This window comes from Massilia sp. PAMC28688, from assembly GCF_019443445.1.
GTDB lineage: Bacteria > Pseudomonadota > Gammaproteobacteria > Burkholderiales > Burkholderiaceae_D > Telluria_A.
On the sequence record NZ_CP080378.1, the window covers coordinates 990,320 to 1,014,828 of the forward strand.

The 24,509-nt window shown below is 62.9% G+C and carries 25 protein-coding genes; 12 read left to right on the forward strand and 13 right to left on the reverse strand.

What is annotated here, in order from left to right; genetic code table 11:
• Nucleotides 1-192: 192 nt before the first annotated feature.
• The 3 genes from dxs to KY495_RS04370 are packed head-to-tail and all read right to left on the reverse strand — an operon-like array spanning nucleotide 193 to nucleotide 3,212.
• Nucleotides 193-2,061, reverse strand: a complete 1,869-nt coding sequence (gene dxs / locus KY495_RS04360; protein ID WP_219882532.1) for a 1-deoxy-D-xylulose-5-phosphate synthase — start codon at nucleotides 2,059-2,061, stop codon at nucleotides 193-195.
• The gene (locus KY495_RS04365) at nucleotides 2,062-2,964 is read right to left on the reverse strand and encodes a polyprenyl synthetase family protein (RefSeq protein ID WP_219882533.1); all 903 of its coding nucleotides are present in this window, start codon (nucleotides 2,962-2,964) and stop codon (nucleotides 2,062-2,064) included.
• Entirely contained in the window at nucleotides 2,961-3,212 is a 252-nt protein-coding gene (locus KY495_RS04370) for an exodeoxyribonuclease VII small subunit (RefSeq protein WP_307728241.1), read from the reverse strand. Before KY495_RS04370 ends, KY495_RS04365 begins: the two co-directional genes overlap by 4 nt.
• A gap of 336 nt (nucleotides 3,213-3,548) precedes the next feature.
• Between KY495_RS04370 and KY495_RS04375 the strand changes: the two genes are divergently transcribed.
• From KY495_RS04375 to KY495_RS04385, 3 genes are read left to right on the forward strand one after another with little or no spacing between them, the layout of a single operon-like run.
• Nucleotides 3,549-4,649, forward strand: a complete 1,101-nt coding sequence (locus KY495_RS04375) for an aromatic ring-hydroxylating dioxygenase subunit alpha (RefSeq protein ID WP_219882534.1) — start codon at nucleotides 3,549-3,551, stop codon at nucleotides 4,647-4,649.
• Nucleotides 4,650-4,680: 31 nt separating this feature from the next.
• A complete protein-coding gene (locus KY495_RS04380; RefSeq protein WP_219882535.1) occupies nucleotides 4,681-5,604 on the forward strand; it encodes a DMT family transporter in 924 nt (307 codons plus the stop codon).
• 13 nt (nucleotides 5,605-5,617) lie between these two features.
• Nucleotides 5,618-6,469, forward strand: a complete 852-nt coding sequence (locus KY495_RS04385; protein WP_219882536.1) for a sulfurtransferase — start codon at nucleotides 5,618-5,620, stop codon at nucleotides 6,467-6,469.
• A gap of 16 nt (nucleotides 6,470-6,485) precedes the next feature.
• Here KY495_RS04385 and KY495_RS04390 read toward each other — a convergent pair whose 3' ends face one another.
• Complete coding sequence (locus KY495_RS04390; protein WP_219882537.1) at nucleotides 6,486-6,896, reverse strand: VOC family protein; 411 nt, start codon at nucleotides 6,894-6,896, stop codon at nucleotides 6,486-6,488.
• Nucleotides 6,897-7,043: 147 nt separating this feature from the next.
• Between KY495_RS04390 and KY495_RS04395 the strand changes: the two genes are divergently transcribed.
• The 4 genes from KY495_RS04395 to KY495_RS04410 all read left to right on the forward strand — a co-directional run bounded on the left by KY495_RS04395 (nucleotide 7,044) and on the right by KY495_RS04410 (nucleotide 9,673).
• The gene (locus KY495_RS04395) at nucleotides 7,044-7,475 is read left to right on the forward strand and encodes a Fur family transcriptional regulator (RefSeq protein WP_219882538.1); all 432 of its coding nucleotides are present in this window, start codon (nucleotides 7,044-7,046) and stop codon (nucleotides 7,473-7,475) included.
• Between the two features lie 84 nt (nucleotides 7,476-7,559).
• Complete coding sequence (locus tag KY495_RS04400; protein WP_219882539.1) at nucleotides 7,560-8,252, forward strand: sulfite exporter TauE/SafE family protein; 693 nt, start codon at nucleotides 7,560-7,562, stop codon at nucleotides 8,250-8,252.
• A gap of 302 nt (nucleotides 8,253-8,554) precedes the next feature.
• Entirely contained in the window at nucleotides 8,555-9,097 is a 543-nt protein-coding gene (locus KY495_RS04405; protein WP_219884088.1) for a DVUA0089 family protein, read from the forward strand.
• A 195-nt stretch (nucleotides 9,098-9,292) separates the two neighbouring features.
• Nucleotides 9,293-9,673, forward strand: a complete 381-nt coding sequence (locus KY495_RS04410) for a hypothetical protein (RefSeq protein WP_219882540.1) — start codon at nucleotides 9,293-9,295, stop codon at nucleotides 9,671-9,673.
• A 31-nt stretch (nucleotides 9,674-9,704) separates the two neighbouring features.
• Here the strand turns inward: KY495_RS04410 and KY495_RS04415 are convergent, their stop codons facing one another.
• From KY495_RS04415 to polA, 3 genes are all read right to left on the reverse strand, one after another.
• On the reverse strand, nucleotides 9,705-10,523 hold the full coding sequence (locus KY495_RS04415) for a ZIP family metal transporter (RefSeq protein WP_219882541.1): 819 nt from the start codon (nucleotides 10,521-10,523) through the stop codon (nucleotides 9,705-9,707).
• A 103-nt stretch (nucleotides 10,524-10,626) separates the two neighbouring features.
• A complete protein-coding gene (locus KY495_RS04420) occupies nucleotides 10,627-11,844 on the reverse strand; it encodes a DUF4382 domain-containing protein (RefSeq protein ID WP_219882542.1) in 1,218 nt (405 codons plus the stop codon).
• A 145-nt stretch (nucleotides 11,845-11,989) separates the two neighbouring features.
• Nucleotides 11,990-14,740 carry a DNA polymerase I gene (gene polA / locus KY495_RS04425; RefSeq protein WP_219882543.1) on the reverse strand — a complete coding sequence of 917 codons (2,751 nt, stop codon included), beginning with the start codon at nucleotides 14,738-14,740 and terminating at the stop codon, nucleotides 11,990-11,992.
• Nucleotides 14,741-14,941: 201 nt separating this feature from the next.
• Between polA and KY495_RS04430 the strand changes: the two genes are divergently transcribed.
• The 4 genes from KY495_RS04430 (at nucleotide 14,942) to KY495_RS04445 (ending at nucleotide 17,952) form a co-directional block, all read left to right on the forward strand.
• Complete coding sequence (locus KY495_RS04430) at nucleotides 14,942-15,373, forward strand: hypothetical protein (RefSeq protein ID WP_219882544.1); 432 nt, start codon at nucleotides 14,942-14,944, stop codon at nucleotides 15,371-15,373.
• A gap of 68 nt (nucleotides 15,374-15,441) precedes the next feature.
• Nucleotides 15,442-16,401, forward strand: a complete 960-nt coding sequence (locus KY495_RS04435) for a homoserine kinase (RefSeq protein ID WP_219882545.1) — start codon at nucleotides 15,442-15,444, stop codon at nucleotides 16,399-16,401.
• On the forward strand, nucleotides 16,398-17,192 hold the full coding sequence (locus KY495_RS04440; RefSeq protein ID WP_219882546.1) for a BPSS1780 family membrane protein: 795 nt from the start codon (nucleotides 16,398-16,400) through the stop codon (nucleotides 17,190-17,192). Before KY495_RS04435 ends, KY495_RS04440 begins: the two co-directional genes overlap by 4 nt.
• Nucleotides 17,193-17,364: 172 nt before the next feature.
• The gene (locus tag KY495_RS04445) at nucleotides 17,365-17,952 is read left to right on the forward strand and encodes a histidine phosphatase family protein (RefSeq protein WP_219882547.1); all 588 of its coding nucleotides are present in this window, start codon (nucleotides 17,365-17,367) and stop codon (nucleotides 17,950-17,952) included.
• Nucleotides 17,953-17,973: 21 nt separating this feature from the next.
• Here the strand turns inward: KY495_RS04445 and KY495_RS04450 are convergent, their stop codons facing one another.
• The 4 genes from KY495_RS04450 to KY495_RS04465 form a co-directional block, all read right to left on the reverse strand.
• Nucleotides 17,974-18,399, reverse strand: coding sequence for a DUF4019 domain-containing protein (locus tag KY495_RS04450; protein WP_219882548.1), 426 nt, complete (start codon nucleotides 18,397-18,399; stop codon nucleotides 17,974-17,976).
• A 148-nt stretch (nucleotides 18,400-18,547) separates the two neighbouring features.
• Nucleotides 18,548-19,048 carry a hypothetical protein gene (locus KY495_RS04455; protein WP_219882549.1) on the reverse strand — a complete coding sequence of 167 codons (501 nt, stop codon included), beginning with the start codon at nucleotides 19,046-19,048 and terminating at the stop codon, nucleotides 18,548-18,550.
• Between the two features lie 61 nt (nucleotides 19,049-19,109).
• Nucleotides 19,110-21,422 (reverse strand): UvrD-helicase domain-containing protein, encoded by a 2,313-nt coding sequence (locus KY495_RS04460; protein ID WP_219882550.1) that lies wholly within the window; start codon nucleotides 21,420-21,422, stop codon nucleotides 19,110-19,112.
• Between the two features lie 177 nt (nucleotides 21,423-21,599).
• Entirely contained in the window at nucleotides 21,600-22,706 is a 1,107-nt protein-coding gene (locus tag KY495_RS04465) for an S-(hydroxymethyl)glutathione dehydrogenase/class III alcohol dehydrogenase (RefSeq protein WP_219882551.1), read from the reverse strand.
• 321 nt (nucleotides 22,707-23,027) lie between these two features.
• On the opposite strand from KY495_RS04465, the gene KY495_RS04470 reads away from it, so the two are divergent.
• Nucleotides 23,028-23,402 carry a response regulator gene (locus tag KY495_RS04470; RefSeq protein ID WP_219882552.1) on the forward strand — a complete coding sequence of 125 codons (375 nt, stop codon included), beginning with the start codon at nucleotides 23,028-23,030 and terminating at the stop codon, nucleotides 23,400-23,402.
• Nucleotides 23,403-23,419: 17 nt separating this feature from the next.
• Here KY495_RS04470 and KY495_RS04475 read toward each other — a convergent pair whose 3' ends face one another.
• Nucleotides 23,420-23,815 carry a response regulator gene (locus KY495_RS04475; RefSeq protein WP_219882553.1) on the reverse strand — a complete coding sequence of 132 codons (396 nt, stop codon included), beginning with the start codon at nucleotides 23,813-23,815 and terminating at the stop codon, nucleotides 23,420-23,422.
• Nucleotide 23,816: 1 nt separating this feature from the next.
• Entirely contained in the window at nucleotides 23,817-24,368 is a 552-nt protein-coding gene (locus KY495_RS04480) for a hypothetical protein (RefSeq protein ID WP_219882554.1), read from the reverse strand.
• Nucleotides 24,369-24,509: the final 141 nt, after the last annotated feature.

Genomic DNA, 24,509 nt, shown 5'->3' on the forward strand with positions numbered 1-24,509 from the left:
TACGTGGATGTGAATCGCCGTCACTATAAAAAAGATCTCCGGGCGTTACAAAGCGATTCCGACAAGGTGCCGGTTGGGTCGATGAATGGTTGATTGGAACGGATAAGCGGCTGCACCGTCCGGTAACCGGAATGCAAAACGCCCCCGGTCAGGGGGGCGTTTGCTTGACTACCTGCGGTCCAAGCCTGATCGCTACACGTTGTTGACCACCAGGCGCGGCTCGGCGTTGTCGAAACGCTTGCGAATGGATGCGGCGATGCCCTTCGCATCGAGGCCGACGCCGGCCAGCAGCGCGCCAGGGTCGCCGTGGTCGATGAATTTGTCCGGCAGTCCCAGCATGAGCAGCGGCTTGCTGATGCCCAGCTCCGCCAGCGCTTCGGCCACGGCAGCTCCGGCGCCGCCCATGATGCAGCCCTCTTCCACCGTCACCAGGTAATCGTGTTCCTCGGCCAGCTGCTTGACCAGCGCCGTGTCAAGCGGCTTGATGAAGCGCATGTTGGCAACCGTGGCACCGAGTTCGGTACCGGCCGCCACGCTTGGCGCCACCATGGAACCGAAAGCCAGGATCGCCACGCCCTTGCCGCGCTGCTTGACGATGCCCTTGCCCCATTCGATCGAGGTCAGTTCCTTTTCGATGACCGCGCCAATGCCCGCGCCACGCGGGTAGCGTACGGCGGCCGGACCGTCGTAGTGGAACGCCGTGGTGAGCATCTGGCGGCATTCATTCTCGTCGGACGCTGCCAGCAGCGCCATATTGGGAATGCAGCGCACAAAGGCGATGTCGTAGTTGCCCGCATGGGTTGCACCGTCGGCGCCCACCAGGCCTGCACGATCGAGCGCAAACGTCACGTCCAGGTTTTGCAGCGCCACGTCGTGGATCAGCTGGTCGTAGGCACGCTGCAGGAAGGTGGAGTAGATCGCCACCACCGGCTTGAGACCTTCGGTTGCCAGGCCACCGGCAAAGGTGACCGAGTGCTGCTCGGCGATGCCGACGTCAAAGTACCGGTCCGGGAACTTTTCTTCAAATTTGACCATTCCCGAGCCCTCGCGCATGGCCGGCGTAATGCCGACCAGGCGCTTGTCGGCGGCGGCCATGTCGCACAGCCAGTTGCCGAATACTTCGGTGTAAGTGGTCTTGCCGGCCGCGCCGGGGATGATGCCTTCGTTCGGGTTGAATTTGCCCGTGCCGTGGTACAGGATCGGCTGCGCCTCGGCCAGCTTGTAGCCCTGGCCCTTCTTGGTCACCACGTGCAGGAACTGCGGCCCCTTGAGCTTTTTGATGTTCTCCAGGGTCGGAATGAGCGACTCCAGATCATGCCCGTCGATGGGTCCAATGTAATTGAAGCCGAATTCCTCGAACATGGTGGCCGGGACCACCATGCCCTTGGCGTGTTCTTCCAGCCGCTTGGCCAGCTCCAGCACGGGCCCCGGCAAAACGGTCTTGCCGACATTGCGGGCAGCTGCGTAGAACTGGCCGGACATCAGGCGCGCCAGGTAGCGATTGAGTGCGCCCACCGGCGGCGAGATCGACATGTCGTTGTCGTTCAGGACCACCAGCAGGTTCAGGTCTTCCTGCACGCCGGCGTTGTTGAGCGCCTCGAATGCCATACCCGCCGTCATGGAACCGTCGCCGATGACGGCGATGGCGTGGCGCTGCTCGCCCTTGATCTTGGCTGCCTGCGCCATGCCCAGGGCCGCCGAAATGGAGGTCGACGAGTGGGCGGTGCCGAATGTGTCGTATTCGCTCTCCACGCGGCGCGGAAAGCCGGAAATGCCATCCTGCTGGCGCAGCGTGTGGAAGCGGTCGCGCCGGCCGGTGAGGATCTTGTGCGAATAGGTCTGGTGGCCCACGTCCCACACGATGCGGTCGTACGGCGTATTGAACACGTAGTGCAGCGCGATCGTCAGCTCCACCGTGCCCAGGTTGGACGAGAGGTGGCCGCCGGTCTTGGAGACCGAATCGAGCAGGAAGTTGCGCAGTTCGTGCGCCAGCGGCGTGAGTTGGGAGCGTGCCAGCTTGCGCAGCTCGGCCGGTTCGTTGATGGTTTCCAGTACGTTCATTTACGCCTTCCGCTGCACGATCAGGTCCGCCAACTGGCGAAGCCGCTCTGCTTTTTCTCCAAACGGGACCAGCGCGGCATGCGCTTCGACCCGCAGTTTTTCTGCCAATACCCTGGATGGCTCCAGGCCCAGAATCGACACGTAGGTCGGCTTGTTGGCCGCCGCGTCCTTGCCCGCCGTCTTGCCCAGCGTGGCCGAATCGGCCGTCGCATCGAGCACGTCGTCAACCACCTGAAATGCCAGGCCAATGGCGCGCGCATACACATTGAGCGCGGCCAGCTGGTGGTCATCGAGGTCGCCGCCGGCCAGCGCGCCCAGCACCACCGAGGCGCGCAGCAGCGCACCGGTTTTCAGCTGGTGCATCTGTTCGAGCTGTTCGAGCGTGAGCGGCAGGCCCACGCTGTCGAGGTCGATGGCCTGGCCGCCGCACATGCCGGCCGAGCCGGATGCGTGGGCCAGCAGGCGCAGCATGGCGACCTGGCGCTGTGGCGGCACGGTGGCGCCGTCGGCCAGCACCATGAACGCCTGCGACTGCAGGGCGTCGCCCACCAGCAGGGCGGTCGCTTCATCGTAGGCCACGTGGACGGTGGGTTTGCCGCGCCGCAGGGCGTCGTCATCCATGCACGGCATGTCGTCGTGCACCAGTGAGTAGGCGTGGATCATTTCGACGGCGGCGGCGGCGCGCTCCAGCGCCAGCGGATCGGCGCCGGACAGCTCGCCGGCGGCAAATACCAGCAGCGGGCGCACCCGCTTGCCGCCACCGAGGACGGTATAGCGCATCGCTTCGTGCAGCTTGGTGGGCACGGTGCCGGCGGCGGGCAAAAAGGCGCCCAGCGCTTCTTCCACGTGCGCCTGCACGGCCGTCATCCAGCCGGCAAAGCTGCCGGCAGCACTGGCCGTCATTGCACGCCCTCGCCTTCGGCCGCGAACGGCTTGAGCATGTCGCCTTCGAGCACCTTGACCTGAGACTCGACTTTTTCCAGTTGCGCGGCGCAGTACTTGACCAGTTCGGAGCCGCGCGCATAGGCCGCCACCGACGCTTCCAGCGGCAACTGGCCCGATTCCATCTGGGTGACCAGCTGGGCCAGCTCGGCCATGGCCTGCTCGAACGATTCCGGCGGCATCGCCTGCTCAGTTAGATTCTTTGACATAGACACTTAGTTAGTAACAACGCACGCAACTTGTGGGCAGCGGCGCAGTCTAATCGGATATTTTAGAACAGTCCATCCCATACGCTAATAACAAGCAAACCAGGCGGATGGCTACCCACCATTTTATCCCATGCAGGCGGGGTTCATGAAACCGATGCTTTTAGGGCAAGAACTGCACAGTTTACGGCCTTTTCCGCGCGCCGGACCGCGACTGCACAGCCCGTTCACGGTATAATCGCCGGTTCTGTCCGAAATACCGTATTGCGCTCACTCAAAATACTGGTCTTTGGATTCTTTCTCTTCTTTGGGTTAATGCTCTTGTAAAGGGGGGTTGGGATGTCCGATATGGCTACCCACGCCAAGCTGGCTCGCTCCTGCGCACAGCTTCCGGTAGATGTTTACTTTGACGAGGCGCTCCTGCAGCGCGAAATGGCCCAGCTGTTCAAGGCCGGGCCGCGCTATGTCGGACACGAACTCATGGTGCCCGAAAAGGGCGACTTCGCCACGCTGGCGGCCGAAAACGAGGGCCGCATGCTGGTTCGTAACGGCAACGGCATCGAAGTGCTGTCCAATGTCTGTCGCCATCGCCAGGCACTGATGTTTAACGGCCGTGGCAATGCAAATAACATAATTTGCCCCCTGCACCGCTGGACCTATGACCTCAAGGGCGAGCTGATCGGCGCACCGCACTTTCCGGAAACGCCCTGTCTGAACCTGGCCAAGACCTCCCTGCAGAACTGGCACGGCATGCTGTTCGAGCAGAATGGCTACAACGTCATGGAAAAGCTGTCCCAGCTCTCCGTGGCCAAGGATTTCGACTTTTCCGGCTACATGTTCGACCATGTCGAGGTGCAGACCTGTAATTACAACTGGAAGACTTTTATTGAAGTCTATCTGGAGGATTACCACGTCGAGCCCTTCCATGCGGGTCTGGGCGGTTTTGTCAGCTGCGAAGACCTCAAATGGGAATTTGGGCGCGACTACAGCGTGCAGACCGTGGGCGTGAACCGTGCGCTGGCCAAGGCCGGTTCGCCCATTTACAAGCGGTGGCAGGAACAAGTCCTCAAGTTCAACAATGGCATGCCGCCCGAAAAAGGCGCCATCTGGTTCACCCTCTACCCCAATATCATGGTGGAGTGGTACCCGCATGTGCTGATTGTCTCCACGCTGCACCCTGACGGCCCGCAGCGCACGCGCAACGTGGTGGAGTTCTACTATCCCGAAGAAATCGTACTGTTCGAGCGCGAGTTCATCGAAGCCGAACGCGCCGCCTACTTCGAGACCTGCATCGAGGACGACGAGATCGCCCTGCGCATGGACGCCGGCCGGCGGATCCTGATGGCCCGCGGCGTGAGCGAGGTGGGCCCGTACCAGTCTCCCATGGAGGATGGCATGCAGCACTTCCACGAATGGTATCGAAGCAACCTCGATCTCTGACCTGACGTTTGACCTCACGCGCAAGGCCCTGATGTCGTCTCTGTGGATGTTGTTCGCCAGTTTCATGTTTTCGGCCATGGGCGCGGGGGTCAAGCTGGCCTCCACGCTCTACTCCACGTCCGAAATCGTGATGTACCGTGGCCTGGTTGGTACCATAGGCTTGCTGATCCTGGTGCGCCTGCAGCGCGGCAGCCTGCGCACCGCTTTCGCCGGCGCCCACCTGTGGCGCGCCTTTGTCGGCGTGGTGTCGCTGTGGCTGTGGTTTTATGCCATCGCCAAGCTGCCACTGGCCACTGCCGTCACCCTCAATTACATGGCCCCGATCTGGATGGCCTTTTTCCTGTTCTGCGCCGGCTGGTGGCGCGCCAAGGACCATGTCGAATGGCCGCTGCTGGCCGCCATTGCCCTCAGCTTTGTGGGCGTGATCCTGGTGCTGCAGCCGGCGGCGGCCGCAGATCAGTGGCTGGGCGGCCTGGTTGGCCTGCTCTCGAGCATCCTGTCCGCGCTGGCCTATATGCAGGTGCGAAAACTCGGCCAGCTGGGCGAGCCGGAGTACCGCGTCGTGTTCTACTTTTCGCTCATGACCGTGGTTGCGGGGGCTTTTGGCACCATGCTGGAGTCGCGCGCGCCCGGTGCACCCGTATTCACCCCGCACACCGGCTACGGCCTGTGGCTGCTGCTGGCCATTGGGGTATCGGCCACCGCGGCCCAAATGGCCATGACGCGCGCCTACCGCGTGGGCCGCGTACTGGTGGTAGCCAACCTGCAGTACACCGGCATCATTTTCTCCAGCCTGTGGGGCATGTTCCTGTGGAGCGACCGCTTCAACTGGTACGTGTGGCTCGGCATGGGCGTGATCCTCATTTCCGGCATCGCCGCCACGTTCTACAATACGCGCAGTAGCCCGCGCGGTGCGGCCGTGACCAGCACCGATCCGATTGCAAGCGAAGCATAAGAACGAGGAGCCCATGTACACTACATTGATCTCTGCGGCCGACCTGGCCGCGCATGTCACCGACCCGCGCTGGGTCATCCTGGACTGCCGCCACGACCTCATGAACCCCGCCGCCGGCCGCGACGCCTACACGGCAGGCCACATCCCGGGTGCACAGTTTGCGGACATGGACCACCAGCTGTCAGGACCCAAGAAGGGTGACGACGGCGCCTTCCGCGGCCGCCATCCGCTGCCCGAACGAGACGCGTTTATCGCCACGCTGCGCAGCTGGGGCGTCAACGACGACAGCCAGGTCGTAGCGTATGACGCCCATGGCGGTATGTTCGCGGCGCGCCTGTGGTGGATGCTGCGCTGGGTGGGCCATCAAGCGGTGGCGGTGCTCGACGGCGGCATCGGCGCCTGGCAAGGCCAGGGAATGGCCATGTCGACCGAGACTTCGCCCGCTCGGCAGGGCAGCATTTCCGGCAAAGCGCCACTGGTTGGCACGGTGTCGGCACAGGATGTCCTCGATAATCTTGAAGCGGGCGACAGGACCGTGATCGATGCCCGCGCGCCAGACCGCTTCCGCGGCGAAAATGAAACCATGGACCCGGTGGGCGGCCATATTCCCGGCGCCAAAAACCGCTTTTTCAAGGACAACCTGCAGGCGGACGGACGCTTCAAGAGCGCAGCGCAATTGCGCAGCGATTTTGCTCCCTTGGTCAGCGACCCGGCCAAGGCCATCATGCAGTGCGGTTCCGGCGTGACCGCCTGCCACAACCTGCTGGCACTGGAAGTGGCCGGCCTCGAAGGCGCGGCGCTCTATCCCGGTTCATGGAGCGAGTGGTGCGCCGATCCCGCGCGCCCCGTATCGAAAGATTCATAGGCGCCCGATTGGCCGCTCAGTCGAAGAACTGCATGCCTGAGTAGGGCGCACTGCGGCACTGTTCGAGCCGGGACTGCAAAGTCCCGGCATGCACTTCCAGACGATGGCCATCGGGATCAAGGAAGTAAATGGAGTCGCCTTCGCTGGTATCGGCCTTCCATTCGATCACGCCGGCCGCCCGCAGCTGCGCGGCAAAATCTGCAAACTGGTGCGCCTCGACCGACAGGGCGTAATGCGTGTAATCGCCCTCGCCGGCGGAGGGGCGTGCGCCACCAGTGGCCAGGCATAGCCAAAGCTGGCCAAGCGACAGATATGCTCCCCGGTCCCACCTTGCGCAGCGCCTGAATCCAAGCACATCGCCATAAAACGCCATGCTGCGATCAAGATCGGTGCAGGATAAGGTCAGGTGATTCAATCCGGTGAGCATGGGGTGGTCGGCGCGCTGATAAAAGCCGATTCTAGCAGCCTTCCCATTGGCTTCACTTCATGAGAATTTGACAGCCCTACGCCCCGCCGGCGCCGGAATAATGCAACCGAGTTGCACTTAAAGCGCATTGGACCTACAATCCATGCAATGAACTCCCCATCTTTCCTTGCCCGTGCAGAAGTCTTGATCACGGAAACCGGCTCCCGGCTCACGGGGGCGCGCGTGCGCGTGCTGGGCTTTCTGCTGGCGCAGCAAGCCGCGGTGACCCATCACGACATTGAAGGCGCACTGGGCGGCGCGGAGAAAATTGACCGGGTCACCTTGTATCGGACCCTGGACTGGCTGGTGGCGCAGGGCCTGGCGCACAAGATGATGAGCGAAGACCGGGTCTGGCGTTTCCGCGCCAACGAAAGCGCCGCCGCGCACCGCCAGCACGCCCATTTCAAATGCGAGCGCTGCGCCACCATGATCTGTTTGGGGGGCATGGCGGCGGCAGCCAAATCGCTGGCACTGCCGCCGGGCTATCGCGCGCTGGAAGTGGAGATGACGGTCAAGGGACTGTGCCCTGCCTGTGCCTGAAGCGCGTTCGGCAGGCCAATGAATGCAACCGAGTTGCAGGCAATTTACCGATAGATGCAACTCAGTTGCGAAACAAGGAAACCAATGATGGAAATTCAAGCGGCAGCGCCGAGCATGGCGCTCATGTTCGTACTTGGACTACGGCACGGCCTCGCCCCCGACCACATAGCCTTTATCGATGGTATGGCCATGCAGGGCGTGCACGAGCGCTCGTCCTCTGCGCGCTGGGTGGGCGCCCTGTTTGCGCTGGGCCACGGCCTTGCCATCACGTTCATGGCCGTGCTGTTCGGCGCCCTTGGCGTGGCGCTGGCCCTACCCTCGCCTGTCCAGCGGCTTCTGGAATGGATGCCGGTGCTGCTGCTGATTGTCCTGGGCACGGTCAATTTGCGCCAGTTGCTGCGCCAGGCCAGCTTCGCCCCGCCGGCGTGGAAAGACCGCATCCTGCCCGGCCGGCTGCGTCACAGCGCGCATCCCGTGGCCATTTTCAGCGTTGGCATTATCTTTGCGCTGGTGTTCGAGAGCGTGGCCCAGGCCGCAAGCTGGGGCTACGCCGCCAGTGCGCATGGCGGCGCCATGGCCGCCCTCGTTGCGGGCCTTGCGTTCACAGCCGGCATGCTCATTACCGATACGGCAGACGGCTTGCTGATGGCCCGCGTCTTTTCGCGCCCGGCCGGCCAGGGACGCGACTACCGGCGCGTGGTGGGGTGGTGCATGGTCGTGCTGTCATACGGGGTGGCGCTCTACACCATCGCTGACCTGGCAGCGGGCACGCCGTAATAAGCGCTGGCATCTCCGTTACGTCCCTGGAAGCGCGTGAAGTAACGACAAAACCGGCAGTCCTCAGCGCACCCGCGACAGCACCGCGACCGCGGGAGCCGCGGACCAGCCGGCGCAGGAGTTATCCACAATTTATCAGGAATTTCTGTCGGAAAACTTTACAGGGCACTACAGCAAGTTTTCTTTCTGATTTTTAAGTTACTGAAAGTAAAGACATTTTCCCGACTGGCACAGGAATTGCTATCGTTATCGCAGCATTACCTGATTCAAACCAATATCCAAAATCTAAAACTAGGGAAAACATGAAAACAATTATCGCCGCATGCGTCGCCTCACTGGCGCTGGTCAGCACCGCAGCAAGCGCTGGCCCATTTATTGAGAAAGGCGACGCTGGCTACAGCATCCTGACCGCGATGGACGTCACCCATGCCACGACCACGATCCGTGGTTCCCTGCGTGGGGCCGATTCGGTCGATATGTACGCATTCAACTGGAAGGGCGGCGCATTCACGGCCCAAACGAGCAGCAACTTCGATCCAATGCTGTTCCTGTTCACCAGCACCGGCAACAAGGTCGCCTTTAACGACGACCATATCAGCCTGCAATCGTACATTGGCCTGGATCTGGCGGCCGGCAAGTACCTGATGGCGATCAATCAATATTCGTTCAACTACGGCGGTTCAGTGACGGGATTCGCGAACGCACCAGCGTTCCGCGGCAATAACGGCAACTACTCTATCAACTTCAACAGCGCAATCAACGCCGTACCAGAGCCAGCTTCGCTGGGTCTGCTGGGTGTAGCTGTACTGGGCCTGGCTCTCGCACGCCGCCGCAAGCACGGCTAATCACCGTCTGTCGTCGGACAGGACAACCCGCGCTCGCCTGACGGCCGCGCGGGTTTTTTTCCGCCTTTCGGAGTGGAAGGCTGAGCGCCCCTGGCAGGGAAGCTGAGCATTATTCGCCGCCGGCGAGGGGTGGTACACTGCAGGATCAATCCCTGTCCGGATTTCGAGGGCCTCGCCAGCAGGCAAGGAGCAAGCATGACCGCACTGGCTGCACTGCTATTCACCGTTCTCGCGGCCGCCGTGGTCCTGTTCCAGCTTGCCTTGGTGTGGGGTGCACCGTATGGCGCGCTGACGCTGGGCGGCACCTACAAGGGAGCCCTGCCGCTGCCCGTGCGGGTGGTGCCGGCACTGTCGGCCATTCTTCTGGCGGCCTTTGCGATGGTGGTACTGATCCGGGCGGACCTTGTCCTTCCCCAGTGGGCACTGCAAGCGCGTTCGCTGATCTGGCTTGTGATTGCGTACTGCGCAGTCGGCGTGGCCGCCAATTTCTTCACCCCCAGCCGCAGGGAGCGCACGCTGTGGCTGCCTGTGGTGTCCTTGATGCTGGTCTCAAGCGCCATCACGGCCTTTGCCTGAGCGACGCAGCGCCCGCGCACCCGCTTCTTCCTCAACGCACGTGCGACAGTACCACCACAATTGCCACGCCCAGCGCAATGAGCACCACCTGCGGCACGGTTTCGCGCAGCGTGGCGCGGCGCTGCATCTGCGGCATCAGGTCGCTCACGGCAATGTAGATGAAACCTGAGGCGGCGAAGACCAGCACATAGGGAATGAATTCGCTGGCCCGGTCGAGCGTGTAATAGCCCAGCAAGCCGCCGGCAATGGCCATCATGCTGCACAAGAGATTGAACACGTAGGCGCGCAGGCGCGAGAATCCGGCGTTGAGCAGCACAATGAAGTCGCCGATTTCCTGCGGAATTTCATGGGCAATGATGGCCAGGCCGGTGACGATGCCCAGCTCGGGATTAGCCAGGAACGCTGCGGCGATCAAAATCCCATCCGTGAAATTGTGCAGACCGTCGCCCACCAGGATCATCCAGCCGGACTTGCCGGCCTCGCGCTTGTCGTGACCATGCGAATGATGATGCCCGTCCCCTTCATGATGGTGCGAGTGGCGCAGGATGGCAAATTTTTCAAGCAGGAAGAAGGTCAGCAGGCCGCCCAGCAGCGTGGCAAACAGGCTGCGCGCATCGGCGCTGGACTCGAAGGCTTCCGGCAGTGCATGCAGGAACGAGGTCGACAGCATGATGCCCACCGACAGGCTGACCAGGCGCTCGACCATCTTCGACAAAAAGGCGAACGAAAACACCGCGGCGGCGGTAATGCTGGCCAGGCCTCCGATAGTGGTGGCAAGCAGGATGGAAACGAGAATCGGGTCGATGGTGAAACCTTTTGTACGAACTTGCAATTGGCGCAAGCCGGGCATTGTACCGCCCCTGCCCGGCTTACAGCTCAGTTCTGTACAAAATTCCCCGCGCCGGCACCAGGACCGGTGATAGGCCCTGGTGCCCCTGCCCTGGTGCCCCTGCTTAAGGCGTCAGCGTGAAATTGACGTTGATGGCATTGGCCGTCGCAATGACAACCGGCGTTGGCAGCGTCTGGGCAGTGTAGCCGGCAGCGCTGGCCTCGACGTTATAGGTCGCCGCGCCCGGCGCTGCTGCATTGCTGGCAAACGTCAGCGGCAGCGTGCTGCTGTAGACGGCATAGTTTGGATTGGTCAGCGGCAGGCCGGTGATGCTGTAGGCGCCGATATTGACGTCTGCACCCGCATACTTGACGGTCACGGTCGGGCCGGAAGCGAGGGTCTGCTTGGCCGCCACATAGGCGCCGGTGGTGGTCGAGACGGGCGACAGCACAACCGTGCCGGAGATGGACCCGGTAGGGCTCGCGGCAAGGGTGATCGGCGCAGCCGTGGTGCTCACGGCGGTGGTCGTGGTCGCGGCAACCGGCACGGCGCCAATGACGCTGGCGGCGGCATTGTCGGCCGTGATGACCACATCGTACGTACCGGCCGGCAGGCGCGCGAGCCGGAATTCGCCGGTGGCGCTTGGCACGGTGGCGCTCACGATCACACCATTTTGCTGGGCGCTGACCATCGGCTTGGCTGCCAGCTGGGCAGTGCTGATGTAACCGGAAATGCCGTTCAGTATCGCGGGAATGAGCTTGACCACCGGCTTGAGCGCGTAGTTGCCGTTGCCCTTGGTGAGCACCGACTTGCAGGCGTCAAAGTCGATCACGATGTCGGTCTTGGCGCCGGCCACCACCTCAAAGTTGCCCACCAGCTTGAGCCCGCTTTGCACGGCGCTTGGGGTATCAAGCGGCTTTTCGGTGCCGCCGGTCGGTACCACACTGTTGGTCAAGCCATTGCCGGTATTCGGGTCGAGCACCAGGCGCACCTGGTTGTAGGTGCCGGTGGCAAGTTCCGTCTCGCCGAGCAGGTCCACCGCGCCATTGGTCAGTGTGAGCAGGTTGATCTTGCGCGGGCTGGCCGGGGTAATGTCGGTCCAGCTGCCGTCGGTCTCGGCAGCCGTGGCGCTCTTGTGCACACGGACCTTGGAAACCGTCACGTTGACGGCGTCAAACCCGCACGCCGGGGCATCCGTCAGGAATGCCGCTACCCTGCCCGTGGTCGCGCCGGGCGTGCCGCCGGTGCCGGAATCGCCGCCTCCGCCCCCGCAGGCAACCAGGGTGGCTGCCGCGATCAGCGATGTGGTCGCCAGGCTAAAACGTTTGAATGTGGTGGTCATTGAATGCCTCTTGGAATGTGGTGACTCGAATTGAACCGGCAGCCTGGTGCGCAGTTATCAACGTACTATACATTCTGATAAGCAACAATTTGGTGCGCCAGCCCACATTGAAACACGTGCTTACACTTTAACCGTGGTTATGTTGCTAATGCGCCTCGTCCCAGTTTTTGCCGATGCCGACTTCCGCCAACAGCGGCACCTTCAGCGACGCCACCCCCGCCATGAGCGCCGGCAGCGTCTCCTTGACCAGGCCCAGTTCGCTCTCCGGGACTTCCAGCACCAGTTCGTCATGCACCTGCATGATCATACGCGTTGCCATGCCGGTCTGTTCCAGCCAGTCCTGCACCGCGATCATGGCCAGCTTGATCAGGTCGGCCGCGGTGCCCTGCATGGGCGCGTTGATCGCAGCGCGTTCGGCACCCTGGCGCCGCGGCCCGTTGGGCGAATTGATTTCCGGCAGCCACAGGCGGCGGCCAAATACGGTTTCCACGTAGCCGCGTGCCTTGGCCTGCAGGCGCGTGTCTTCCATGTACTGGCGCACGCCGGCAAAGCGCAGGAAGTATTTGTCGATGTAGCTTTGCGCCGCCGCGCGTTCCACGCCCAGGTTGGCGGCCAGGCCAAAGGCGCTCATGCCGTAGATCAGGCCGAAGTTGATCACCTTGGCGTAGCGGCGCTGTTCGCTGTCGACTTGCGCCGGTGGCACGCCAAAGATTTCGGCGGCGGTGGCACGGTGAATGTCTTCGCCTTCCGAGAACGCGCGCAGCATGGCTTCGTCACCGGAAATGTGCGCCATGATGCGCAATTCAATCTGCGAATAGTCGGCCGAGACGATCACATTGCCTGGCCCCGCAATGAAGGCTTCGCGGATGCGGCGCCCCTCGGCGGTGCGGATCGGGATGTTCTGCAGGTTGGGATCGTTGGATGAGAGCCGTCCCGTGACCGCCACCGCCTGCGCGTAGTTGGTATGCACGCGGCCCGTCTCGCGGTTGACCATGCGGGGCAGCTTGTCGGTATAGGTCGACTTGAGCTTGGACATGCTGCGGTATTCGAGCAGGATCTTGGGCAGCGGGAAGTCTTCCGCCAGTTTCTGCAACACTTCCTCGTCGGTCGACGGTGCGCCGGACGGCGTCTTCTTGATCACCGGCAGCTGCAGCTTGCCAAAGAAGATCTCGCCAATCTGCTTGGGCGAGCCCAGGTTGAATGGACCGCCGGCCAGCTCATACGCTTTCTGTTCCAGCTCCATGATGCGCGCGCCGAGCTGGTGCGATTGCGCCTCCAGCAGCGCCGCGTCCACCAGCACGCCGTTACGCTCGATCTTTTGCAGCACCACGGACGTGGGCAATTCGATGGTGTTGTAAATGTATTCGAGCCTGGCGTCGCCCAGCACATGGCCTTTCATCGCGTGGTGCAGGCGCAGGGTGATGTCGGAGTCTTCCCCGGCATATTCCGTGGCGCGCGCCAGGTCGACCTGGTCAAAGCAGATCTGGCCTGCGCCCTTGCCGCACACTTCGGTAAACGGGATGGTGCGGTAGCCCAGGTGGCGCATCGCCATGCTGTCCATGTCGTGCGGCTTGTGCGACTCGAACACATACGATTGCAGCAGCGTGTCGTGGACCACGCCGCGCAGCGTCACGCCATGGTTGGCCAGGATATGGCTGTCGTACTTGAGGTTCTGGCCCACCTTGGGCTTGGCCGGGTCTTCCAGCCAGGCCTTCATCTTTTCCAGCACCAGCTCACGCGGCAGCTGGGCCGGCACGCCCGCGTAGCGGTGCGCCACCGGGATGTAGGCGCCCTTGCCTGCTTCGATTGCCAGCGATATGCCGACCAGCTGCGCCGTCATCGGGTCGAGCGAAGTGGTCTCGGTATCGACCGAGGTCAGTTCTGCCGCGTCGATGCGCGCCAGCCAGGCGTCGAGCTGCTCTTGCGTGACCACGGTATCGTACTCGCCGCGCACGATGGGAATGTCGTCGGCACTGGAGAACAGGTTGCCTTCGGGGGAGTTGTACATGGCCGCTGGGCCGGTCGCGCTGTCCATATGCGTCGTCAGCTCGCGCAGCAGCGTCTTGAAGCCATAGCGCTGGAAAAAGTCGCGCAGTGCTTCCCGGTTTTCCTGCTGCGCCACCAGCGTCTCGGAAATCGACACCATGTGGGCCGACAGGTCGCAGTCGCACTTGACGGTGATCAGCTCGCGCCCGCGCGGCAGCCATGCCAGCGCCTGGCGCAGGTTTTCGCCCACCGCGCCGGTGATGCTGTGCGCGTTTTCCATCACCTTGTCCAGGCTGTCGTGGGCGGCCAGCCACTTGAGGGCCGTCTTGGGACCGCACTTGCTCACGCCCGGGATATTGTCGACCGAGTCGCCGATGAGGGTGAGGTAATCAACGATGCGGTTGGGCGGCACCCCGAACTTGGCCAGCACCCCGGCTTCGTCCAGCTTTTCATTGGTCATGGTGTTGATCAGGGTGACCTTGTCGTTGACCAGCTGCGCCAGGTCCTTGTCGCCAGTGGAGACAATCGTGTTCATGCCGAGCTTTGACGCCTGTACCGACAGCGTGCCGATCACGTCGTCCGCCTCGACTCCGTCCACCATCAGGATCGGCCAGCCCATGTAGCGCACCGCTTCGTGGATCGGCTCGACCTGCACCCGCAGGTCGTCCGGCATGGCCGCGCGCGTGGCCTTGTATTCCGGGTACATATCGTCGCGGAAGGTCTTGCCCTTGGCGTCGAACACGCAGGCGATGTAGGCTGCCGGATAATCCTGGCGCAGGCGGCGCAGCATGTTGACCATGCCGTGCATGGCACCGGTGGGATGGCCGTCCGGGCTGCGCAGGTCAGGCAGGGCGTGAAAGGCGCGATAAAGGTAGCTGGAACCGTCAACGAGAAGCAGGGTATTTTGCATGGTGCCTGTGCAGTAGCTGGGTGAATACGAAGGGCGCGGCAAGCAGGCCCGGCGTGGCGGATGTCATTATCGCAGAATCCTTGCCTGGCCCGCAGCGCGCAAGACGGCGGCAGCGTGGAGAATTCACCGTCCGGCAGCACGGGGCCGCGCCCAATCCCCGTGCATTTGTTACAATGATCCAAACGTTCGGAAAGGCACATCATGCTGCGCACATCGACTATGTGGAAACTGTTATCACTTTGCCTGCTCGCCCCTGCCGGCGTGGCGGTGGCGCAGCAACAGCCATCGCCCACCCCGCCCAAGCTGGAAGTGCTGGAAGACGCGCCCAATACCAAGGATGGCCGCATCACCGTGACCCCGCCGCCCAAGCAGCCAGCGACCCGCATCACCGAGAAAAAAGAAGGTGGCCGCGTGACCGAAGTGACTGTCAAGAGCGGCAAGAGCGAGTACACCATGAAGCCGAATATTCCGGCGGGCAACGCGCAGCCGGGCGACGCCCAGAGCAGCGCCATCCGCGCGCCGCAGTGGACAATACTGGAGTTCGACCTCAACAAGCGCAAGAAAGCCGAGGCAGAAGCGACCGTTGACGCGCCGCCGCCCGAAACGACCACGCCCGCCAAAGCCAAAAAATAAGCCAGGACGTCCGCACAGCAAGCCCGGCCCGCGTGCCGGTTGACCCCTCTCCTCTCACACGCTTTCACATGGCAGTATTTACCGCGGTCAGTCTGGACGAACTCGGTCCCTGGCTTGAGCAATTTCCCCTGGGCCAGGCGCGGTCCATTCGCGGCATCGCCTCCGGCATCGAAAACAGCAATTTTTTCATCGACACCGATGCCGGCGAGTACGTGCTCACCGTGTTCGAGGTGCTGCAGTTTGCGCAGCTACCCTTCTACCTGCAGCTGATGCGCCACCTGGCCGAGCGCGGCGTCAAGGTGCCGGCGCCGGTTGCCACCGTAACAGGGGAACTGGTGGTGGCGCTGCACGGCAAGCCGGCCGCCATTGTCAGTAAGCTCGAAGGCAGTTCGCAGATGGATCCCGCGCCCGTGCATTGCGCGGAAGTGGGCGCCATGCTGGCGCGCATGCACCTGGCCGCGGTGGACTTTCCGCTGCAGCAACCCAATCTGCGCGGCCTGGACTGGTGGCAGGCCACCACGCCGCGCGTATTGCCGCACCTGGACGCCGGCAATGCGGCCTTACTGAAGGCAGAAATGGCGTTCCAGCAAGCGTTCGCGGACAGCCCCGATTACCAGGCATTGCCGCGCGGCCCCATCCACGCCGACCTGTTTCGCAACAATGTGATGTTCGTCGGCGAACAGCTGTCGGGCTTTTTTGATTTTTATTTCGCCGGCTGCGACAGCTGGCTGTTCGACGTGGCCGTGACGGTCAATGACTGGTGCATCGACCTGGCCAGCGGTCGGCTGGACCCGGCCCGCGTGCGCGCCCTGCTCGGCGCCTACCACGCGGTGCGGCCGTTCACCGCGGCCGAACACGCCTCGTGGCACGCCATGCTGCGCGGGGCCGCGCTGCGCTTCTGGCTCTCGCGCCTGTACGACTTTTATCAGCCGCGCGCGGCAGAAATGCTCACGCCGCATGATCCCGCCCACTTTGAACGAATTTTGCGCGCACGTATCAATACGCCCGCGCCGGAGCTTTACCCATGAGCAGCCTTCCCGCGCGCACCGGCCTGGAGTGGCTCAAACAAGGCTTCGGCCTGTTCCGCCAACAGCCCGGCATTCTCACCATGCTGCTGTTTGCCAACTTCCTGGGCAGCGTACTGCTGTCGGCGGTGCCCGTGATCGGCACGCTGGCCACCATCGTGCTGATACCCGTGTTTTCCATTGCGATCATGCAGGCATGCAATTTGATTGCCCAAGGCCAGCGCGTGATGCCGGACGTCCTGCTCACGGGCTTCCGCAAGCCGGCCGTGACCCACCTGCTCAAGCTGGGCATGGTGTACGTGGGCGTGGCGCTGATCATGTTTATTGCCATGCGCCTGTCGGTCGATGAAAGCGCCGTGCAGCAAATGCAGGCCAGCGCCGAAGCGGCCAAGGCGGCCAGCCAGGCCGGCACCCCGGTGACGCCGCCCCAGTATCCGGGCACGCTGCTGTTCCTGGTACTGCTGTGGAGTATCGTGATGCTGCTGATGTCGTTTGCCACGCCCCTGACCTACTGGAAGGAAATGCCGCTGTTGAAGGCAATTTTCTACAGCGTGTTTGGCGTTGTGGGCGCGTTCAAGCCGATTCTCGTCATGCTGCTCTCGGCCATGGGCATGTTCATGGTCCTGATTCTGTTCCTGCGCCTGCTCTTTGGCGGCAGCGCCCTCGTGTTCCAGGCCGTGATTGCATGGTCGTCGCTCATGTTCACGCTGGTGCTGCAATGCGCCATGTTTGCCAGCTACCGCCAGATTTTTGGCGATCCCGCGCCGGGAATCAAGCCGCCGGTGGTGTGGTAAGCCGGTCGTAGTGCATTGTGCGGCGCCTTGCCCGCGATGTGCGAGGCTGGTAACGTGGAGATGGCGCCCGCCCGGCGCTCGAGAAGCGTGACCATTTCTTCAGCCTGCGTCAGGCGACAGGGACGCCCGATGGGCGCGTACCATGTGCATTTGCCGTTTCCAGGGAGATTGAATGCGCCGCCGCCTTTTTCTTGCCACCGCACTGCTGGTCACACGACCCTTGCTTGCGTCTGATCGCGGCGCTGCCGCCTTGTGGCAACGCCTGAAAGGCGGTGGCCTCGTGGTGCTGATGCGGCATGCCGCCACGGTGCCCGGCATTGGCGATCCGCCGGGTTTTCAGCTGGCGCGCTGCAGCACGCAGCGCAACCTGTCCGATGCAGGGCGCGCAAGCGCGCGCGAGATTGGCGCCACGTTCCGGCGCCATGGCGTGCCCGTCGAGCGGGTGCTGGCAAGCCGCTGGTGCCGCTGCCTCGATACCGCGCAGCTGGCCTTCGGCCGGGCCGAACCTGCGCCCATGATCGATTCGATGTTCCGCGACGATGATGACGCCAGCCGGCGCAAGCTCGCTGCGCTGCGCGCCTATCTGCGCGCCTTCACGGGCCCGGGAAACCTCATCCTGGTGACGCATGACGTCAATATCCGCGCCCTTGCCGGCGAAATAGTGGCACAAGGGGAGATGGTGGTCGCCTCAATCGTCGCCGACGGGAGCCTGCAGGTGCTGGGCACGATTGCGCCGCCGGTGCTGAACCAGGCGCCTTAACCGCCGGGCCTGCCAGGCACATTACTGCATGACGAACGCGTTTGAATGAACGTGATAACCGTAGAGAATAGCGTTGTCGCCGTCGAGTTTATAGACGAACTGTTCAACAGCTTCGCCCTTGGCATACTGGGTCGAATACACCAAAGTAACGAAGGTGCCCGCCGGCTGATAATTGACGCTCTTGCTGTGGGGCTTGCTCGATACCGTCACGCCCAGCTTGCGATGCACGCCATCGAGGAAGGCGGTGAAATCCTTCTTGCTGGCCGACTCTTTCAGCGCTTCGCCGGACGCATCATAAATCGACGCAAAGTTCTTTTCGTTGAACATGATATGAAATCCCGGGATTTCGCCTTCCGCCACGGAAGTATCGGCCGACATGGAGCAAGCCGCCAACGCCATGAGCAGCGCCAACAACACAAGGAATTTACAGCGCAGAAGGCAGGTCATGATTTTTCAGCCGGGTGAGTGGGAACCATTGTTCAGTATGACGGCAGCCCACGCTTAATGCAACATGGCAATAAGCGATCTGGCAAAATCATCAGCATGCACAAACAGGATGGCACAGCAGGCCCGTTATCGCCCGGCGCGCGGATCATCACTGCGGCTGCCACTGCCCCCACTTGTCGCCGCGCGGATGCGACATCACGCCCTTGATGAGGTCGGCACGGTCCCAGTCCAGCACGTGGCGCGCGACGTCGCCCACATGGATGATCAGGTCGGGCGTGCCGATCATGTACAGTGCTGCCCCATCATCGCGGCCAAACTTCTGGATCACCGAGGCCGGCACGTCCATCTTGTCAATCCACACCGTCACCACCAGCACATCGTGGCCCTTGCCGCCGGACTGGTAGACGCCTTCACGCGCAAAGCCCCAGCGCTCGGCCGAGTCGCGGTAGTCGTCCAGGCTGGCCTGGCCGCGTGCCACCGCTTCTTCCTGGGTGCCGGCCTCGAACTCCACCACCTGGCGCTCGCCCTCTTCCTCGATGATCGCGAACGGGCACACCAGTTCGCCCTTGCGATTGCCGTCGGCCAGGTTGGCACAGTGCATCAGGACATAGCCAGCAAACTCCACTGCGCGTTTCGGTACTGTTGCCATTGCACTCCCCCCTTGCCGTTAGATTGCCGCCCCGGAATTGTCCACCAGATAGTACAGGGTACTAACGGCCCACGCGCTCCAGTTTGGCCACCGACAAGTCCAGCATCTTCATGCCGTTGCGGCCAAAGTTGATTTGGGCGCGCGCATTGCTGCCGCCGCCTTCGATGTTGACGATCACGCCCTCGCCAAATTTGCCGTGCACCACGGACTCGCCAATGCGCCAGCCGGGGCCACTGGCAGCGGCCTTCTGGATGATCTGCTGGGCGATCTTGTTGTCGGAACCGCCGCCGGAAAACGGGGTTTCGTCCCAGGCCGACTTCTTGTTGCCGAACCAGTGCGCCTGCACCCGCGGCGTGATCCACTTGAGCGACTGTTCCGGCAATTCGTCCAGAAAGCGCGACTTGCGCCGGTACTGGGTCTGCCCGTGCAGCATGCGCGCCTGGGTAAAGCTCATGTACAGGCGCTTCCGGGCGCGCGTGATGGCCACGTACATCAGGCGCCGTTCTTCATCGACGCCATCCAATTCGCGCGAGCTGTTTTCGTTGGGGAACAAGCCTTCTTCCAGGCCCGTGATGAATACGGCGTCAAATTCCAGGCCCTTGGCCGAGTGCACCGTCATGAGCTGCAGCGCATCCTGTCCGGCCTGGGCCTGGGCGTCGCCCGCTTCCAGCGAGGCGTGCGACAGGAAGGCCGACAGCGGGGACATCACGGCCGGCAGCGGCGCGTCGGCGTCGAGGATCTCGATGCCGTCCTGGTTGACGATGGGGGCGCCGGCCTGGGCATCGGCGCGCGGGCCCATGTGCGCGGGTGCGGCCTGGCCAAAGCCTTCTTCCTGCACGAACTGGGTGGCCGCGTTGACCATCTGCTCCAGGTTTTCAATGCGGTCGGCGCCTTCCTTTTCGCTCGCGTAATGGGTCAGCAGGCCGCTCGCTTCGAGCACCACGCGCACCATTTCGGGCAGCGCCAGCTGCTGGGTCTCGAAGCGCGCCCCTTCGATCAGGCGCACGAAGGCACCGAGCGAGGAGCCGGACTTGCCCATCACGTAAGGCACGGCCGCGTACAGCGAGATGCCATGCTGTTCGGCCGCCATCTGCAGCGATTCGATGGAGCGCATGCCGATGCCCCGCGTCGGGAAATTGACCACGCGCAGGAATGCCGAATCATTGTGCGGGTTATCCATCAGCTGCAGGTAGGCGATGGCATGCTTGACCTCGGCGCGCTGGAAGTAGCGCTGGCCGCCATACACGGTGTACGGCAGGCCGGCTGCAAACAGGGCATGCTCGATCACGCGCGACTGGGCATTGGAGCGGTACAGGATGGCGATGTCGCCGCGCGCGGCGCCGTCGGCAATCAGGCTCTTGGCTTCCTCGATGATCCACTGCGCCTCTTCCAGGTCGGAGGAAGCTTCGTAGATGCGCACCGGCTCGCCATGGCCTGCATCGGTGCGCAGGTTCTTGCCCAGGCGCTTGGCATTGTTGGCGATCAGGTAGTTGGCACTGTCGAGGATGTGGCCGTGCGAGCGGTAGTTCTGTTCCAGCTTGATCAGGTTCTCGACCCGGAATTCGCGCTCGAAGGCGGACATGTTGCCCACGTTGGCGCCGCGGAAGGCATAAATGCTCTGGTCATCGTCGCCCACGGCAAACAGGGCGCCGCCGTGCTGCTCGCCCTGTCCGGCCAGCAGCTTGAGCAGGTTGTACTGCAGGTCATTGGTATCCTGGAACTCATCGACCAGAATGTGCTTGAAGCGCTCCTGGTAATGCGCGCGCAGCGGCTGGTTGCGCGACAGCAGCTCGTATGCCCGCAGCAGCAATTCGGCAAAGTCGACGACGCCCTCGCGCTGGCATTGCTGGTCATATAGCTCGTACAGTTCCACCAGCTTGCGCTCGATGGGGTCGTGCGCTTCCACCTGATGGGCGCGCTGGCCCTGGTCCTTGGCACTATTGATGAAATACATCAGCGTCTTGGGCGGATATTTTTCATCATCGATATTATTGGCCTTGAGCAGGCGCTTGATCATGGACAGCTGGTCTTGCGAGTCGAGGATCTGGAAGGTCGGCGGCAGCGCGGCATCGCGGTGATGCGTGCGCAGCAGGCGGTTGCACAGGCCGTGAAAGGTGCCGATCCACATGGCGCGCGTGCTCACCGGCAGCATGCTGGCCAGGCGCGTGCACATTTCCTTGGCGGCCTTGTTGGTAAACGTCACCGCCATAATCCCGGCCGGCGAGACCTGGCCGGTCTGGATCAGCCAGGCGATCCGCGTTGTCAATACGCGCGTCTTGCCGGAGCCGGCGCCGGCCAGGATCAGGGCGCTTTGCGGAGGCAGCGTGACCGCTGCCAGTTGTTCGGGATTGAGGTTATGGAGGAGATTTTGCATCCCGTGATTATACCGGGGGTACCGGCGCGCGGCGCCAGCGACCAGACACCGCGCGCTGTCATCACGCCTGCGCGGCGGGCGGCGTGACGGTGGTGGTCAGTCAGCAGCGCTGACCGATCTTTCACGACAGGCAAGCGTCACCGGCGGCGGCCGGCGCCGCCGGGACGGTCAAGCGGATCAGTACATCACGACCGAGCGGATGGACTCGCCGCTCTTCATCAGGTCAAAGCCTTCATTGATGCGGTCGAGCGGCAGGCGGTGGGTGATCAGGTCGTCGATGTTGATCTTGCCATCCATGTACCAGTCCACGATTTTCGGCACGTCGGTGCGCCCGCGCGCGCCGCCAAAGGCGGAGCCCTTCCACACGCGGCCGGTCACCAGCTGGAACGGGCGGGTCGATATCTCCTGACCTGCCGCGGCCACGCCGATGATGATCGACTGGCCCCAGCCCTTGTGGCAGCACTCAAGCGACTGGCGCATGGTGGTGACGTTGCCGATGCACTCAAAGCTGTAGTCGGCGCCGCCGTCGGTCAGGCCAATGATGGCGTCGACCACGTTTTCCACGTCGGACGGATTGATAAAGTGGGTCATGCCGAACTTGCGTGCCATTTCCTGGCGCGCCGGATTGATGTCGACCCCGATGATCTTGTCGGCGCCCACCATGCGCGCTGCCTGGATCACGTTCAGGCCGATGCCGCCCAGGCCAAACACGACCACGTTGGCGCCCGCCTCCACCTTGGCCGTAAACAGCACCGCGCCCACGCCGGTGGTGACGCCGCAGCCGATATAGCAAATCTTGTCGAACGGCGCGTCCGAGCGCACCTTGGCCAGGGCGATTTCCGGCACCACGATGTAGTTCGAAAAGGTGGACGTGCCCATGTAGTGGTAAATCGGCTGGCCGTCCATCGAGAAGCGGCTGGTCGCGTCGGGCATCAGGCCGCGGCCCTGGGTCGAACGGATCGACTGGCACAGGTTGGTCTTTTGCGACAGGCAGAATTTACACTGGCGGCACTCGGGGGTGTAGAGCGGGATGACATGGTCATCCTTGCGCAGGCTGGTCACGCCAGGCCCCACGTCCACCACCACGCCGGCGCCCTCATGGCCCAGGATCGACGGGAAAATTCCTTCCGGATCGGCGCCAGAGAGGGTGTAGTAATCGGTGTGGCAGATGCCGGTGGCCTTGATCTCCACCAGCACTTCGCCGGCCCTGGGACCTTCCAGGTCCACCTCTTCAATCGTCAGCGGTTGGCCCGCCTTCCATGCAATCGCAGCCTTGGTTTTCATTGGTGATGTGCCTGATAAATGTGGGACTGCCATCATACCAAGGACCGCGGGTCCGCGAAGCATCGCCCTGTGGCCGGCACAGCGGGGCAGGCGTGAAGCTTGCGGACAGGCGTGCGTTCGCGCACCGACGGATTTCTCTCCGGAAGCGAAAATTGAATTGAGTTAAATGATTGCGAGCCGACCCAGCTGGCTCTTTTCCTATGTATCAATCCCGGGCGGCTTGGACGCTCCGGCCAAAGTTTTATTTCGTCGCAATTTCCGTGACAGGCGAAACCATTCATCGAGTTATCGCACCTATCACCTATTGGGATTGGAAATAAAATGCACAAGCGCTTGATCTTGATCGTCGATGACGAAGCCGACTTGCGAGCCATGATGCAGGAGATCTTTGAACTGTCGGGCTATCTGGTAGTGACCACTTGCCATGGGCGGGAGGCGCTCGACTACCTGATGGGCGCGCCGCGACCGCACCTGATCCTGCTGGACTTGACCATGCCGGTCATGGGCGGCCTGGCTTTCCTTGAAGAGCTGCACTGCGGCGACTATCCCCACCTCACCAGTATTCCCGTTGTCGTCATATCGGCCGTGGAGCAATTCGTCGACCTGGAGCGCTTTGGCTGCGCCGGCACGCTCATCAAACCTGCCAGCCTGGATGACATCCTGTCCACGGCCTGGCGCGCCATGGAACGGGCCTGACGCCAGTGGCCGCCACCTCAGTTGATGCCGGTAATGTGGCGCGACCACAGGCTGTGCAGCTGGCCGGTCAGACGCAGCGGCAGCAGTGGCTTGGCAATGACGCCGATGGCACCTGCTTCGATGTAGCGCGCAATATCCTGCTCGGCCGTCAGGCCAGTGATGAACAGGGCTGGAACATCGGCCAGGTGCGGCATGCGGCGCAGCATGGCCAGGGTGCTCACGCCATCGAGTTCGGGCATCATCACGTCGAGCAAAATCAGGTCGGGATGGAAGTCGCGCGCCGCGTGCAGCGCTTCGCGCCCTGAACTGCATTCGCGCACTTCAAACTTACCCAGGACTTCCATCACCAGCTTGGCGGTGGTGCGCACGTGCAGGTCGTCTTCCACGTACAGGATTGACTTGAGAGCCGGCATGTCAGTCTCCCGCAACCAATGATGAGGAAACGCCCAGCAGGCCGGCAATGGCGACCCACAACTGGCGTGCCGAGGTCCAGGGCTTGGCAAGGTAGGCCGGGCTGACATCGCGCCAGTGGGGCTCGACGGCAGCGTACACCAGCAAGGGGGTGCCATTGAGCAGCGGCAGCAGGCTGCGTCCATCGCCGTCCGGCAAGGCCGGATCGAGCACCACCAGGGAAAACACGTCCGTGGCCAGCAGCTGGCGTGCCTGTTCCAGCGTAGCGGCATGGGTCACTGTTGCTTCGGGCGCCACCAGGGCAGCGAGCAGCCTGACGGCGGCTGCGTCGGCATCAATATGCAGCACGCGCGGACAGCCGCTACCGTGCGCGTCATGGCCAGGCCCGTTAGCGGGGGCTTCGAAATACATCGGCTCATGCGGCCCGCCTGCCCTCTGGCGCACGGCGCCCACCTGGTGCCTGGCCGGGGAATGCGATGGTCGCTGGCCATGGCCGGCACGCGTGCCGGTGGCGGTACTGAAGGCGCAGCGCTGCGCGTGTGTGGTCGACTTCATGCGACCTCCTTTTCGTGATCCGTATCGATTGGGAACCTGACGGTGCCGTCGCAATGGCGCGGCGATCAATCAGGGAACAAGCGGCGGAGCTGGGCCGAAATGTGCAATCGGCCGCGGGGAAAAGGCGGCGCTGGAACGGGT